Raw genomic sequence first — 15317 nt, forward strand, 5'->3', positions numbered from 1 at the left:
TCACCCGACCGGCTTGAGGCCTTCCCGCGTCGAGGCCCGGTATTGCCCAGGAGCCTGACGGCGAGCGCGACGGAAGGCGCGGCTGAACGCGTACACCGACGTGTAGCCGACCGAGCGGGCGATGGTGTCCACCGTGTCGTCGGTGTCGCGCAGCCGGACGGCGGCCAGGTCCATCCGCCACTGGGTCAGGTACTCGCCGGGCGTCCGGCCGGTGGTTTCGCGGAAGCGCCGGGTCAACGTGCTGCGCGAGGTCGCCAGTTCCGCCGCGAGCAGATCGGTGGTCCACGGTTTCGCCGGGCCCTCGTGGAGCTTCGCCAGTGCCACGCTGATCAGCGGATCACCGAGGACACCGAGCCAGGTTCCTCGCGCCTCGGCCGGTTTTTCGGTCCGCCACGCGCGGAGCAATTGGACCAGGAGGATGTCGACGAGGCGGTTGAGGACGAACTCGGTGGCGATCTGCGGGGAGGCCAGCTCCCGCGACAACAGCCGGACGGTGTCGTCCAGCCCGCCGCCGACACGGTTCGCGCGGATGTGCACCAGTTCCGGCAGGGTGGCCAGCACCTGGGTGGACACCGCCGGGTCGTAGTCGTAGGACGCGCCGAGGACATGGGTGTCCACCTCGCCGGACCCGAGGCGCAACACGCCGCCGCAGGCTCGCGCCTTCTCCGCCGCCGTGCACAGGTTGGGAATGATCGCGACGTCCGGAGCGCTGCGCAGAGTGTGCTCCGGGCCGTTCGGCAACAGGACGACGTCGCCGGGCATGAGCTGCCGCGGCGGGTGCCCGGCCAGTTCCAGCCAGGCGGTGCCGCAGGTGACGGCGTAGAAGGCGGCGCGGGTGGTGCCGTGCCAGAGGATGCCCCACGGTCCGGATGCCTCGATCCGCGCCCCGGCGGTGCCACGGACGCCGCCCACGGCGAGCGCTTCGGCCAACAGGTCCATGGCATCGACGATAGTGCGACAAACGGATATGTTCGTGGCGTCTTCAGGCATCGATACGGTCACTGAGTGCGTCATACGATCGAGGTCATGACTGACACGTTCGACTTCGACCAGATCAACCGCACCGTGATCGCCGAGTTCCGCGAGACCGGCGGCAAGGCGGGTGGCATGTTCGAGGGCTACCCGCTCGTCCTCGTCCACCACACCGGCGCGAAATCCGGCACCCAGCGGATCGCGCCGCTCGTCCCGCTTCTCGAAGGCGACCGGATCTTCATCTTCGCGAGCAAGGGCGGCTCCGACGACAACCCGGCGTGGTTCCACAACCTGGTGGCCAACCCGGACACGAAGGTCGAACTCGGCACCGAGACCTTCCCCGTCCGCGCGCGGTTGCTCACCGGCGCCGAGCGCGACGAGATCTACACCAGGCAGTCCGCCGTCATGCCGCAGTTCGCCGAGTACCAGAGCAAGACCAGCCGCGTCATCCCGGTCTTCGAGCTGGAGCGGGTCTAGCCCCCTCGTGAGTGGCAAGGACGGTTCTAACCGTCCTTGCCACTCACGACGACGGGGGAACGGCCATACCGCGCAAGTTGAACTGGATGCCGAACCGTTCCGCCAGTCCGGGCACGGTGATTTCGGTGATCAGGTTCCCGGTGACGCGATCGAACCGCTTGATCCTGACGGGGGTCTTGCCGTCGAACGTTTCCTGGATCAGATTTATCGACCGGTCCGTGAAGACGGCCTGGCTGGACGAATCGCTGTCCGAGGTGAACCCGGTGTCGAACCGCGGCGTGGTGATCCCGGAGGCGATTTCGGTACTCATGATCCGGCCGTCCGCGGCGAGCCATTCGAGGCGGCCTTCCCGCACGGCCTTGGCGTCGTACGTCTTCTGGGAGAACGTCTCGGGGTCGACCAGTTTCTCGGTGATGGGGCGTCCCTCGGCGTCGACGAGTGGCTGTTCGTTGTACTTACCGTCGCCGGTGTTCCACAAAACGATGGCCAGATGGGGCTTGCCGTCGGCGTCGGTGTAATCGGAAAGGAACGTGATGACACCGTCCTGGCAGGGAACGTGACGGTTGTGGTCTCCCGCGTCGAAGACTCCTCGCCAGGCGAGGACCTTTTCCTTTCCTTCGGTTGCCGGGTACAGCTGCGAAAGCAGCTCCGGCTGCGCACCGGGATCGGCCTTCGAGCGCATGCCGGGAATTTTGGCCGAATCCGCGAAATGAGCTCCCGCGTCGGTGGCGATTCCGTTGAGGACGCCGCCGCACAGCGCGTTCATGAAGTAGTTTCCTTCGACCCGGTAGAGCTGGGAACCGGTCGAAGTGGTGACGGCCACCTGATTGGTGTAACCGGATTCTGAGAAGCCTTCATTGTAGACCGCGACGAAACCCTTGTCGCCGGGTAGCGCGAAAGCCGACTGCTGATGCCCTGCCTTCTTGTTCTCGAAGCTGGCCAGACCGTCCTTGCCGAGGATGTAGTCGCGGGTGTCGTCGCTGAAGAACAGCCCGGCCTCCGACCACGCGATATGCGACTCGGTCATGCCGCCGGTCTCGATCAGCTGTGTGCCACCGTCCGCCCGCACCAGGACCAGATAGGCAGGCTGCCGCTTTTCCGCCGGCTTGTCGGCGGAGGTGTCCGGGCTGAGGTAGAACGCGACGACGGTTTCGCCGAGCTTCACCACATCGGGATCGGCGATGTTCATCTCCGCTCCGCCGTCCGGCGAAGTGCAGGCCGTCACGGCCAGAAGCGCGCAGGCGGCGAGCGCGACGAGTCGGGGGAGGCGCACCGGGCCGAATCCTCTCAGGCGGTGGGTGGTGCGGCCCGCACCCGGCAGGCCGCACCCGTCCATCGAATGTCGTTACTTGATGGTCGCGTAGACCACGGTGCTGCCGTCATCCTTGATGTTGTCGGGGTAGACGCCCAGTCCGCCGTTCTTGTCCAAGTCGATGTCGACGGAATCCTTGTAGGCCTTCCACACCAGCTCGGAGCAGTTCAGCTTCCCGTTGTTGTTGTACTTGTTGTTCGCGAAGTCCGCGTCGTAGGCCAGGCCGCGGAACTTGTTGTAGGCGTGGTTGGCCGCCTTGTCGCGGCTGGACTGCTTGGCGTTGACGGACATCTTGTAGATGGGGCCGCACTTTTTCAGCGTGGACGCCGTGACGGACCTGCTCTTGCTGCCCTTGCCGGGTGCCTCGACGATCGTCTTCGTCGTGTAGTAGATGCCGACGTGGTTGTGCTTGAACACGGAGGTCTTGGCGTAGGAGTGGAAGACATCTCCCTTGTTCCGCGCGTTTCCGACCGTCTTCTTCGTCTTGCAGGCGCCGTCGTCGGAGGACGCGATGCCGATTTCGCTCGACGCGGCCGTTTCCGCGGCCTGGGCCGGCGCGGCGAGCAGGCCGAACATCGCCGTTCCCGCCATTACCGCGGTCGCGGCGGACGAGGTGATGATTCTCCCGATTTTGGACATGGTTTTCCCCACTCTTTCAACCAGAGGACAGCGGTAGCCAGCCGAATTGTGCGTGCGCACGAAATGGTGGGCCGCGGTCTGTTGACAGAGAGAAAAGTATCGGGTTCGAAGAGCCGTGGGAGTCCGGTGAACGCCTGACAGCCCGGCCGTCGCTCAGTTCGAGGTGACGAGGTAACCGATCACCGCGGCCTCCAGGACGATGAACAGCACCACGATCACCACCAGTCCCAGGTTGAGTTCCCGGCGTGAACGATCGGGCTCGGTCACCGTGGGTCACTCCTTCTGTGCTCTCAGTGTTCAGTGATGGCTGGCGTCGGTACTTTTTCACCAGAAGTATCGGTATCTTGCACGGACCCTGGCAAGGCCCCGGTAGCCTGCCGCGCATGGCGGGTTCGGGAGACTCTCATCGGTTGATCGAATGGACCGGCGAGCGGTGTGTGCCGTGGGCCGGGGACATTCAGATGATCTACGAGCACCACCACCGGTATGCGCTCGCTTCCCGATTCGTCGCGGGCAAGCGCGTACTCGACCTCGCCAGTGGTGAAGGTTATGGCGCGGCGCTGATGGCCACGACCGCCGCCGAGGTCGTCGGGGTCGACATCGACGAGTCGGCCGTCGAACACGCGCGAAACACCTACGCAGGGCGGAAGAATCTCAGTTTCGCCCAGGGGTCGATCATCGACCAGGGACTGCTTTCCGACGCCGGTCGATTCGACGTGATCACCTGTTTCGAAGCCATCGAGCATGTCGTCGAACACGACGATCTGATGAGCCTGGTTCGCGTCCGGCTCGCCCCCGGCGGGGTCTTCCTCGGCAGCACCCCGGACCTCCGGGTCTACAGCCACGAACACGGCAACGACAATCCCTTCCACGTCAAGGAGTTGACCGAGGAAGAGTTCCGCGCGCTCCTCGGCGGCCATTTCGGGAACATGGCCGTGCTGCGGCAGAACATCGCGGTGGGTTCGCTGCTGGCCGCCGATCCCGGCGAGCCGCACGCGAAGGGGCCGGCGCTGAACCAGAGCCTGACCGGGAACGGCGAGGACGGCTGGACGGTCACCGACGGCAGCCCGCATACGTACCTCGTCGGGATCGCCTCCGACGGCCCGCTGGACGCCGTCCCGGCCGTCGGCACCCTGCTCGACCCCCGGCTCTCCCTGCTGGGAGCCATGCGGGAACAGGGAGCATCGAGGCACGCCGAGACAGAGGAGGAGCTGGCCCGGCTGAGGGAGGAACGCGATCGGCTCACGGCCGAGGTCGCCGAACTCCGCCGGGAGGCGGAACTGGACGCGGCACGGCTGGCGTGGCGGACCGAGACCGCCGAGCGGTACAGCGCCGAGGCGGCCCGGCTCGCCGCGGAGAACGCGGTGCTGAGCGACGGGCATTCGGCCACGGTGAACCGGCTGGTCAAGAAGTACCGGGGCGCCATCGAGAAGTACGCGCCGAGGGGCAGCGCGGTCCGGAGCGCCTATGAGCGCGCACTCGGGCGCACCGACGAAGTCCCGCAGGAGGGGCACGGCCTGGAACCGGTGGCCGTGAGCACCAGTGCCGAACCGCTGGTCAGCATCGTCATCCCGGTTCACGGCAAATGGGACTACACGCGGCAGTGCCTGGCTTCGATCGAGGAAGGACGGCCGCGGGTGCCGTTCGAGGTGATCGTCGTCGACGACGATTCGCCCGACGCGTCCGCGCGGGTGCTCGCCGAATGTCCCGGCGTGCGGCTGGTCCGCACCGGCACCAACGTCGGTTTCCTGAAGGCCACCAACCTCGGCGCCGCCGAAGCCCGCGGCGAACTGCTGGTCCTGCTGAACAACGACACCGAGCCGAAGCCGGGCTGGCTGGACTCGCTCGCCGAGGCGGTCTATCGCGACGACGGGATCGGCCTGGCCGGCGCGAAACTGGTCTACCCGGACGGCACTTTGCAGGAATGCGGCGGGATCGTGTGGGCGGACGCCGGCGCGGCGAACTACGGCCACGGTGACGACCCGGACGACGCCCGCTACGCCTCGGTCCGCGACGTCGACTACTGCTCCGGCGCGGCGATCATGATCCGCCGCGAACTCTTCGAGCAGCTCGGCCGGTTCGACGAGCGCTACACGCCCGCGTACTACGAGGACACCGACCTGGCGTTCGCGGTGCGTGCCGCCGGTTTCCGGACCGTGGTCGAACCGGCCGCGGTCGTGGTGCACCACGAGGGCGTCTCGAACGGCACGGATCCGAGCTCGGGGCACAAACGCTTCCAGGAGACCAACCGGCTGGTGTTCGCCGAGAAGTGGGCGGAGACCCTGACTGGGCAGATCGCCGGGCCGAGCCCGGCGGGACTGTGGCTCGGGCGGCAGCGGATGCCCGGGAAAGCACCCCGTGACACCGGTATCGTGCTGATCGCCGATCTGCGGGTGCCCGCGCCGGACAAGGATTCCGGCTCGGTCCGGATGCGCAGGCTCGTGGACGAGTTGCTCGCGCTCGGGCAGCGGGTGGTGTTCTGCCCGATGGACGACGTCCAGTCGCCGGAATACACCGAAGACCTCAGACGCGCCGGGGTCGCCGTTCTACTCGAACCGGCCGACCGCGAGAAGTTCCTCGAAGAGGCGGGCGGCGCCTTGAGCCTGGTGCTGCTGTCCCGGCCGACGGTCGCCTGGCATATGGCCGAGCGGATCCAGATCTGCGCGCCACAGGCGGTTCTGGCCTATGACACCGTCGATCTGCACTTCGTCCGGCTTGGCAGGGAAGCCGATCTCGTCGAGCGGATCGGCGATCCGGCGATCGCGGTGATGCTGCGGCGGCGTGCCGAGCTGTACCGCGAACTGGAGCTGGCGCTGGTCCGGTCCGCCGACCGCACGCTGGTGGTGTCCGAGGCCGAACGGGACCTGCTCGCCGAACTGGTGCCATCGGCCAAGGTCGACGTGCTGTCCAATGTGCATCCCTTCAGCAGCGAACCCACCAGCCCCGAGGGACGGGCGGGCGCGATGTTCGTCGGCAGCTTCGAACACGGCCCGAACCGGGACGCCGCGTTCTGGCTGGCCGGTGAGATTTGGCCCGCCGTGCGGCGGAAATGCCCGTCGGCCGAGCTCGAGCTCGTCGGCGCCGACCCCACCGGCGACATCCACGCGCTGGCCGGTGACGGCGTCGTCGTCCGCGGCTGGGTCGCCGAACTCGAGCCGCGTTACGCCGCCACGCGGATGGCCTTGGCGCCGTTGCGGTTCGGCTCGGGCGTCAAAGGAAAAGTGGGCGAGAGCCTCGCCTTCGGGGTGCCGGTGGTCGGTACCCCGCTGGCCTTCGAAGGTATGCGGCTGCGCGATGGCGAGGAGGTACTGACCGGTGAGACGGCTGAAGAGATCGCAGAGAAGATCGTCACCCTGCTCATCGACGACGCTTTGTGGCAACGGCTTTCGGAGTCGGGCCGGGTCGCCGTCGCGGACCAGTTCGGGCCAGGGGTGGCCCGCGAGACCCTGAGCGGACTGCTCGCCCCGGTGGTCCATGAGTAGCCCGGGCGCGAAGACCTACGCGAAACCGGACACCGGGTTCGCGTGGCTGCGGATGTTCGGGGCGATCCTGGTCGTCTTCGAGCACTGTTTCCCGATCATCGAACCGAGCCGGATCACCAGCCTGCCGTCGAGCTGGAACATCTCGCTGGGGTATTTCGCGCTCATGGGCTTCTTCGCCATGAGCGGCTACCAGATCGCGGACAGCTGGCAGCGTGACTCCTCGTGGTGGCGTTACCTGCTCAAGCGGGTGCTGCGGATCTGGCCGCCGCTGCTGTTCGTGGTCATGGTGACGGCGTTCGTGATCGGGCCACTGGTGACGGTGCTCAGCCCGCGCGAGTACTGGGGGAATCCCGACACCTGGGGTTACGTGGTGCACAACGCGATGCTGTACCCGTTGCAGCACCTGCTGCCGGGGGTGTTCACCGAGAACCCGTACCCGTACTCCGCGAACGGTTCGATCTGGACACTCCCGATGGAGACCACCGGGTATCTGATCGTGCTCGTCATCGGCCTGGTGGGCGGCCTCGCGCGCGGACGGATAGTCCTGTTCCCGCTGCTGCTGGCGTTTATGGTGGCGGACGGGATCATCGGGGCCTCGGTGGGCTTCCAGGGCGACGCGGGCACGTTGTTCAGCGTGCCGCTGGGATCGATGGTGGCGTTCCTGGTGGCGTTCGTCATCGGCATGCTGCTGCACAGCTACCGGGACCTCATCCCGTTGCGCCCGGCGGTCGCGTACGCGCTGGTGGCGCTCTACCTCGTCGCGAACTTCACCCCGCCCATCGAACCCGCGACGCGCTTCATCCTGCCCATCGCCGCGGGCTACGGCGCGATCACCTGGGCGTACCACTGGCCGCGCCGGCTGGACGGCTACGACCAGTGGGTCTATCCCAGCTACGGGATGTACGTGTGGGGAATGCCGGTGCAGCAGCTGTACACCCTCGCCGGGGTCCGCAATTCGTACCTGCTGATCGTGCTCGCGGTGCCCACCGCGTACGCCTGCGGGGTGGTGTCCTGGCGGCTGATCGAACGGCCGACGCAGAAGCTGCGAATCTACCTCCGTGCGCCGGGCGAACCCCGGTCCGGCAAGGGAAAACCCGCGCCGCACCCGGACACCGAGATCACCCAGGTGATTCCGGCCGTCCCTCCCGCGCCGCCGCCTCACCCGCAGGCACGGCGTCCGCGGGTCGCTCGCGTCGAGTCACGGCCCGGGCCACCGGTGCCGCCACTGGCCCACGGCCGGGAGTAGCGGTGAGCGCGGTCCGTGAAGGCCTCCTTCCCTACTCTCAGGGTAGGGAAGGAGGCCTTCACGGACCGAAGCCGTACGGTGCCCCGGTCCGATCCGGAGTTTTGTCGGGGGCCGGTGGTAGGAACGATCCGTGACCCCCAAGATCGATATCCGGCAGCGCCGTGCCCGCCTCGCGACGCGCCATCGCCTCGTCACGCCCGCCGAGTCGGTGCACGCCGCCGCGGACGCGGTCGTCGCGTTGCACGCCACGGACCCGGCGTCGGTGCACCTGTCGGCGTGGGCGCGTGTGAAGGGCGACGGCGTCGCCGAGCTGGAAAGCGCGCTGTACGAGGAGCGCACGCTGATCCGGATGCTCGGCATGCGCCGCACGGTCTTCGTCCTCGGCCACGAGAACGCGGCGCTCGTGCAGGCCGCGTGCTCCGCCGACATCGCCAGGAAGCAGCGCCGCCTGCTCGAACAGCACCTCGGTACGCAGGGACACCCGGAGAACGTGCCGGAGCCGGAGGGCTGGCTCGCCGAGGTCGAGGACGCGACCGAGCGTGCGCTGAAGGCCCGCGGTTCCGCCACGGCACAGCAGCTGTCCGAGGACGAGCCACGCCTCAAACAGCAGCTGCTGATGGCCAAGGGCAAGCCGTACGAGGCGATCGCCAACGTCACCAGCCGTGTCCTGTTCCAGCTCGCGGTCGACGGCCGCATCGTTCGCGGCCGCCCGCGCGGCAGCTGGATCAGCAGCCAGTACTACTGGGCCCCGATGGCGGGCTGGCTGCCACAGGGCCTCGCCGAATGGGACGCCGACGCCGCCAGGGCCGAGCTCGCCCGGCGGTGGCTCTACGCCTACGGTCCCGCCCCGATCGCGGACCTCCGTTGGTGGACGGGCTGGACGGCGGGCCAGACGAAGAAGGCCCTCGCGGCGATTCAGCCGGCCGAGGTCGATCTCGACGGCGTTCCCGGCGTGGTCCTCGCCGACGATCTGGAGCCGGTCGACGAGCCCGCCCCGTGGGTCGCGCTGCTCCCGTCCCTCGATCCGACGTCGATGGGCTGGATCGAGCGCGACTGGTATCTCGGCCCGCACAAGGCACCGCTGTTCGACGGCACCGGGAACATCGGGCCCACCGTCTGGGCCGGCGGCCGCATCGTCGGCGGCTGGGCGCAGCGTCCGGACGGCGAGATCGTCCACCACTTCCTGGAGGACGTCGGCGCGGAGGTCGAACGGGCCGTCGAGACGGAGGCGAACCACCTGGCCGAGTGGTTCGGAGAGGTGCGAGTCACGCCACGGATGCGGACACCGTTGGAGCGACGGCTAGCACAGGGAAGCTGAGAGTTTTGACAAGACGGCCTGGTAGCGATGGTCTTAATCGATTCTTGACCTGACCCACCGAGTGGTGGAAGTCTCGTCAGGGCAAAGAGGGTCGCCCGAGCACGCACGCTAGGGTTGCGCCCGAGTAAAGGACGTCTTACCGGGGCGATCCCGGACGAGTCTCAAGGGAGTGGCAGCAGTGACGGTTCGCGTAGGTGTCAACGGCTTCGGCCGCATCGGCCGCAACTTCTTCCGGGCCGTGCAGGCCGCCGGTCACGACATCGAGGTGGTCGCGTTCAACGACCTCGGCGACGTCGCCACCATGGCCCACCTGCTCAAGTACGACTCCATCCTCGGCCGTTTCCCTGGCGAGGTCAGCGTCAGTGACGAGGGCATCGTCGTCGACGGCAAGACGATCAAGGCCCTCGCCGAGCGCGACCCGGCCAACCTGCCCTGGGGCGACCTCGGCGTGGACGTCGTCGTCGAGTCGACCGGTTTCTTCACCAACGGTGACGCCGCCAAGGCGCACATCGCCGGTGGCGCCAAGAAGGTCATCATCTCCGCGCCCGCCAAGGGCGAGGACCTGACCGTGGTGCTGGGCGTCAACGACGACAAGTACGACGGTTCGCAGACGATCATCTCGAACGCGTCCTGCACCACCAACTGCCTCGGCCCGCTGGCCAAGGTCCTCAACGACGCGTTCGGCATCGAGCAGGGCCTGATGACCACGATCCACGCGTACACGCAGGACCAGAACCTGCAGGACGCGCCGCACAAGGATCTGCGCCGCGCCCGCGCCGCCGCGCTGAGCATGGTCCCGACCTCGACCGGTGCCGCCAAGGCCATCGGCCTGGTCCTGCCGGAACTCAACGGCAAGCTCGACGGCTACGCGGTCCGAGTCCCGGTCCCGACCGGTTCGGCCACCGACCTCACCGTCACGCTGACCAAGAGCGCGACCCTCGACGAGATCAACGCCGCGTACAAGGCCGCCGCCGAGGGCCCCCTGGCCGGCATCCTGCGCTACAGCGACGACCCGATCGTTTCGGCCGACATCGTCACGGACCCGGCGTCCTGCATCTACGACGCGCCGCTGACCAAGGTCATCGGCAACCAGGTCAAGGTCGTCGGCTGGTACGACAACGAGTGGGGCTACTCCAACCGCCTCGCCGACCTCGTCAAGCTCGTCGGCACCAAGCTCTCCTGAGCCATGGCGCTGAAGAACCTCGAAGACCTGCTGAGCGGGGACGTTTCGGGCCGGTACGTACTCGTGCGTTCCGACCTGAACGTCCCGCTCGACGGGGACAAGATCACCGACGACGGCCGCGTCCGCGCGGCCCTGCCGACCCTCAAGCGCCTCGCCGAGGCGGGCGCGAAGGTGGTCGTCACGGCGCACCTCGGCCGTCCGAAGGGCGAGCCGGACCCGAAGTTCTCGCTCGCGCCCGTCGCCGCGAAGCTCACCGAGCTGCTCGGCGTCGACGTCCCGCTGGCCGGTGACCTGGTCGGCGAGTCCGCCAAGGCCACCGTCGCCGGTCTGGCCGACGGCCAGGTGGCCCTGCTGGAAAACGTGCGTTTCGACGTGCGCGAGACCAGCAAGGTCGAGGCCGAGCGGCAGGAGCTGGCCGCCGAGCTGGCCGCGCTCGTCCCGGGCGGCGCGTTCGTCTCCGACGGTTTCGGTGTCGTGCACCGCAAGCAGGCCTCGGTCTACGAGATCGCGCGGGCGCTTCCGGCGTACGCGGGCGGGCTCGTGCTGGCCGAGGTCGATGTCCTCAAGAAGCTCACCGAGGACTTGGCTCGGCCGTACGTCGTCGTCCTCGGCGGCGCGAAGGTTTCGGACAAGCTGGGCGTCATCGCCAACCTGCTGACCAAGGTCGACAGGCTGCTCATCGGCGGCGGCATGGCGTACACCTTCCTCAAGGCCCAGGGCCACGAGGTCGGGAACTCGCTGCTGCAGGAGGACCAGCTGGACCAGGTCCGCGGCTTCCTCGCCGAGGCGGAGAAGCGCGGCGTCGAGCTGATCCTGCCGGTGGACGTCCTCGCCGCGACGGGTTTCGCGGCCGACGCGGAGTTCGACGTCGTCGACGCGAAGGCCATCCCGGCCGGCCGCATGGGTCTCGACATCGGCCCGAAGTCGCGGGAACTGTTCGCGGGCAAGCTGGCCGACGCGGCGACCGTGTTCTGGAACGGCCCGATGGGCGTGTTCGAGTTCGAGTCCTTCGCCGGCGGCACCCGTGCCGTGGCCGAAGCGCTGGTCAAGAGCGACGCCTTCACCGTGGTCGGCGGGGGAGACTCCGCCGCGGCCGTGCGGCAGCTCGGCCTGCCGGAGGACGGCTTCTCGCACATCTCGACCGGCGGCGGTGCGTCGCTGGAGTACCTGGAGGGCAAGGAACTGCCCGGAGTCGCTGTGCTGGGAGAGAACGACTAGTGGCGCGCAAACCGCTCATTGCCGGCAACTGGAAGATGAACCTGAACCACCTCGAAGCCATCGCGCTGGTTCAGAAGATCGCCTTCGCCCTGCCGGAGAAGTACTACGCGAAGGTCGACGTCGCGGTCCTGCCGCCGTTCACCGACATCCGCAGCGTCCAGACGCTGACCGACGGCGACAAGCTGTCGCTCACCTACGGCGCCCAGGACCTGTCGCCGCACGACTCCGGTGCCTACACCGGCGATGTGTCGGGTCCGATGCTGGCGAAGCTGGGGTGCAGCTTCGTCACCGTCGGGCACTCGGAGCGGCGTGAGTACCACGGCGAGACCGACGAACTGGTGAACAAGAAGGTCAAGGCCGCGCTCAAGCACGGCATCAAGCCGATCCTGTGCGTGGGGGAGAAGCTCGAGGTCCGCGAGGCCGGCGAGCACATCGCCCACACCACGACCCAGCTGGTCGAGGGCCTCAAGGGGCTCAAGGCCGAGCAGGTCAAGGACGTCGTCGTCGCCTACGAGCCCGTCTGGGCCATCGGGACCGGCAAGGTCGCGACCCCGTCGGACGCAGAGGAGGTGTGCGGAGCCATCCGTGCCACCCTCGCCGAGAAGTACGGTGCCGAGGTCGCGTCCTCGGTCCGCGTACTCTACGGCGGCTCTGCCAAGGCCAACAACATCAGTGACCTCGTCGCCTGCGAGAACATCGATGGTGCGCTCGTCGGTGGTGCCAGCCTGGATGGTGACGAGTTCACCAAACTCTGCGCACTCGCCGCGGGCGGGCCCCTGCCCTGATCGGGGCACCTACCGGGTAACCTGGGTATCCGGTCCGTCACACAGCAGTGGACGAGTCCAGGAGTACGGTGTGTTCTGGCGGTCGACAGCCGCCGGTGGCACACCGTTTTCCTGCATTCTCCAAGAGCGCAGAGGATGACATGAAGCTGTTCCTGCAAATCCTGTTGATCGCCTCCAGCGTGCTGCTGGTGGTCGCCGTGTTGCTGCACCGCGGCCGTGGTGGCGGTCTGTCTTCGCTGTTCGGTGGCGGTATGCAGTCGAGCCTCTCCGGCTCGAGCGTGGCCGAGAAGAACCTCGACCGGATCACGCTGCTGCTGGGCGCGGTGTGGCTGATCAGCATCATCGGCCTCGGGCTCCTGCTCAAGGTCTGATCGATCCAGGTGTTTCGGCGTGCCTATGGGGGGCGCGCCGCCGATCCCTATAGGTGTGAGGATTCATGGTTGGCGGTAACGCGATTCGGGGCACCCGTGTGGGTGCCGGTCCTTCGGGCGAATCGGAACGGGGTGAGTCGGCGCCGCGGCGCCGCATTTCCTACTGGTGCGCCAACGGGCACGAGGCACAGCCCTCGTTCTCGATGGACGCCGAGATTCCCGACGAGTGGGACTGCCCGCGATGCGGGCTCCCCGGTGGGCAGGACGAGAAGAACCCTCCTGCCGCGCCGCGGACCGAGCCTTACAAGACTCACCTCGCGTACGTGAAGGAACGGCGTTCCGACGCCGACGGCGAGGCCATTCTCGCCGAGGCGCTGGAGCGGTTGCGCCAGCGCCGGGAGATCTGAGACTCCCCGAGGCCTACCGGTCGAGCGGGTACCGGGCACGCACCCGGAACCCGCCGTCCTCGGTGTCGGCGGTTTCGAAACTCCCACCCAGCAGTCGAGCGCGTTCGGCCAGCCCGGTCAGCCCGTGCCCTCCCGAGGGCAGGGCCGCACCGGGGGTCCGAGCGCGCTCGTTGCGTATTTCGACCTTGAGCGAACCGTGCTCGCCCTGGATCCGGATGGTCGCGGTGGCGCCGGGCGCGTGCTTGTGCACGTTGGTCAGGCATTCCTGCACGGTCCGATAGGCCGCCGCCGAAACCTGGCTGGGCAGGAGGTCGGGGATCCGCTCGACGGTCAGATGCACCGGGACGTCCGAGCCGCGGATCAGCCGGTCGAGTTCGTTGATCCCCGGCCGGGGCCCGTCGTCTTCGGAGCTCGAGCGGAGCACGCTCACGAGTGAACGCAGCTCTTCGAGCGTCTTGGTGCTCAGCTTCCGGATGACCTGCGCGGTTTCGAGCGAGCGGGCGTCGGTGGTCTGCGCCTGCAGCGCGCCAGCCTGCATCGCGATCAGCGTGATCTGGTGCGAGACGACGTCGTGCATCTCCCGCGCGAGGCGGGCACGCTCTTCCGCGCGGACGGCGTCGGCGTGGAAGCGGCGCTCGCGGTCGCGGCTGGCGGCGAGTTCGGTGAGCTTCTGCGAAATCTCGGTCCGCGCTCCGATGAGCAGGCCGATCGCCACCGGCATCCCGGCGACGATGACGCCGTAGATGCCGTCCAGGACGTGCTCACGCCAGCTGAGCTCGACGAAGTCGGCCAGCGGCCACTGGACGAACCGGCAGGTGAAGACGAGCGCGAACCCGGTCCAGGTCTGCCAGTGCATCTGTTTGCGGGTGGCGAGGAAGCCGAGTGCGATCATCGCGGCCAGCTGTGACCAGCCCGCCAGGAACCCGGGGACGGTGACGATCACCGCGAGGAACGGCAGCTTGCGCCGGAAGGCGAGGCCGAGGCACGCGGCGCCGGACAGGTAGATCGAGTACGGCTGAGCCTTCTCGGGGATCACCAGCCACACGTCGAGCGCGGCCAGGAAGATCGCGAGTGTGTCGATGCCCAGCGCGACCAGCGCCGGGCGTTTGATCTTGGCGAACGACATGACCCCGGCGGCACGGCGCATCCGGTCGGCGGCGTCCGCTCCGGAGCCGCCCACCGAGATACCTGGCATCGAGAGACCCTCTGTGCTCATCGCTGGCGACCTCACTCGTCTTGTGGACTTGAATGGTGAGACGTGTTCTTCGCCCGATCGGGACGCGCAGGAACGAACAAATGTGCGGATGCTAACGGGTGGATGTACAAGGGCGGTAAGTTTCCCCCAGTCGGGCTAGCGACTGTCCGGTCGCTGTCCGCTCTGCGGACAAGTGCATGAACGTTCGGTCGGTCGAGGCGCGGACCGGACCACCCGGGCTCGGTGGTCCGTTGATCGTTCCGACGCGCGAACGGACCGTCTCTGATGTGAAAGCCGGCAGGAGTTGATCTTTGTCACTTTCCGCCCCCAGACGGTTACAAAAGGCGTGATGCCGTGAACGCCTCCTTCACTACCTTCAGGGTAGGGAAGGAGGCCTTCACGGACTTCCGCCATGGGGGTGTCTCCATCGACCTCGCCGGGCAAGTCGTGCTCAACACGTGACTCGCGTGCTCAGACACGGATCTCGCGTGCTCAGACACGGATCTCGCGTGTGCGGCCTCCAAGCACGCGAGTCACGTCTCTGAGCACGCGAGGCACGCCTTGGGGCACGTTGCCGGATGCGCGTGAAGGCCCCCTTCCCTCGGCTGAGCCGAGGGCTTGGGTTCTAGCGGTGGTTGCAACACCTGACTTGTTCAGGGGTTGTGATGTTCGAGATCCGCGGGGATCGGTCGCCTCAGGGGCCGTTGAAGTT

13 protein-coding genes are annotated in these 15317 nt (G+C 67.7%); 9 read left to right on the forward strand and 4 right to left on the reverse strand.

From position 1 onward, the window contains the following. Positions 1-939 (reverse strand): AraC family transcriptional regulator, encoded by a 939-nt coding sequence (locus AC069H_RS23735; protein WP_478227522.1) that lies wholly within the window; start codon positions 937-939, stop codon positions 1-3. An 87-nt stretch (positions 940-1026) separates the two neighbouring features. On the opposite strand from AC069H_RS23735, the gene AC069H_RS23740 reads away from it, so the two are divergent. Beyond that, positions 1027-1449 carry a nitroreductase family deazaflavin-dependent oxidoreductase gene (locus AC069H_RS23740; RefSeq protein WP_478233849.1) on the forward strand — a complete coding sequence of 141 codons (423 nt, stop codon included), beginning with the start codon at positions 1027-1029 and terminating at the stop codon, positions 1447-1449. 43 nt (positions 1450-1492) lie between these two features. Here the strand turns inward: AC069H_RS23740 and AC069H_RS23745 are convergent, their stop codons facing one another. Then, complete coding sequence (locus AC069H_RS23745) at positions 1493-2722, reverse strand: hypothetical protein (RefSeq protein ID WP_478233850.1); 1230 nt, start codon at positions 2720-2722, stop codon at positions 1493-1495. Positions 2723-2794: 72 nt separating this feature from the next. Beyond that, a complete protein-coding gene (locus AC069H_RS23750; RefSeq protein WP_478233851.1) occupies positions 2795-3400 on the reverse strand; it encodes a YiiX/YebB-like N1pC/P60 family cysteine hydrolase in 606 nt (201 codons plus the stop codon). Positions 3401-3783: 383 nt separating this feature from the next. On the opposite strand from AC069H_RS23750, the gene AC069H_RS23755 reads away from it, so the two are divergent. The 8 genes from AC069H_RS23755 to AC069H_RS23790 all read left to right on the forward strand — a co-directional run bounded on the left by AC069H_RS23755 (position 3784) and on the right by AC069H_RS23790 (position 13410). After that, positions 3784-6882 (forward strand): glycosyltransferase, encoded by a 3099-nt coding sequence (locus AC069H_RS23755; protein ID WP_478233852.1) that lies wholly within the window; start codon positions 3784-3786, stop codon positions 6880-6882. After that, a complete protein-coding gene (locus AC069H_RS23760) occupies positions 6875-8128 on the forward strand; it encodes an acyltransferase family protein (protein WP_478233853.1) in 1254 nt (417 codons plus the stop codon). The genes AC069H_RS23755 and AC069H_RS23760 overlap by 8 nt, the downstream gene beginning before the upstream one ends. A gap of 130 nt (positions 8129-8258) precedes the next feature. Next, positions 8259-9446: a winged helix DNA-binding domain-containing protein gene (locus AC069H_RS23765; RefSeq protein WP_478233854.1), complete on the forward strand. Its 1188-nt coding sequence runs from the start codon at positions 8259-8261 to the stop codon at positions 9444-9446. 178 nt (positions 9447-9624) lie between these two features. Then, positions 9625-10629: a type I glyceraldehyde-3-phosphate dehydrogenase gene (gene gap, locus AC069H_RS23770; protein ID WP_240597410.1), complete on the forward strand. Its 1005-nt coding sequence runs from the start codon at positions 9625-9627 to the stop codon at positions 10627-10629. A 9-nt stretch (positions 10630-10638) separates the two neighbouring features. Continuing rightward, entirely contained in the window at positions 10639-11847 is a 1209-nt protein-coding gene (locus AC069H_RS23775; protein WP_478233868.1) for a phosphoglycerate kinase, read from the forward strand. Continuing rightward, the gene (gene tpiA, locus AC069H_RS23780; protein ID WP_478227528.1) at positions 11847-12632 is read left to right on the forward strand and encodes a triose-phosphate isomerase; all 786 of its coding nucleotides are present in this window, start codon (positions 11847-11849) and stop codon (positions 12630-12632) included. The genes AC069H_RS23775 and tpiA overlap by 1 nt, the downstream gene beginning before the upstream one ends. A 140-nt stretch (positions 12633-12772) precedes the next feature. After that, complete coding sequence (secG, locus tag AC069H_RS23785; RefSeq protein WP_016333144.1) at positions 12773-13003, forward strand: preprotein translocase subunit SecG; 231 nt, start codon at positions 12773-12775, stop codon at positions 13001-13003. Between the two features lie 65 nt (positions 13004-13068). After that, positions 13069-13410, forward strand: coding sequence for an RNA polymerase-binding protein RbpA (locus AC069H_RS23790; protein ID WP_034311760.1), 342 nt, complete (start codon positions 13069-13071; stop codon positions 13408-13410). A gap of 13 nt (positions 13411-13423) precedes the next feature. Here AC069H_RS23790 and AC069H_RS23795 read toward each other — a convergent pair whose 3' ends face one another. Further along, the gene (locus AC069H_RS23795; RefSeq protein WP_478227529.1) at positions 13424-14626 is read right to left on the reverse strand and encodes a sensor histidine kinase; all 1203 of its coding nucleotides are present in this window, start codon (positions 14624-14626) and stop codon (positions 13424-13426) included. Between the last annotated feature and the right edge of the window lie 691 nt (positions 14627-15317).

This window comes from Amycolatopsis sp. NPDC043887, from assembly GCF_056435665.1.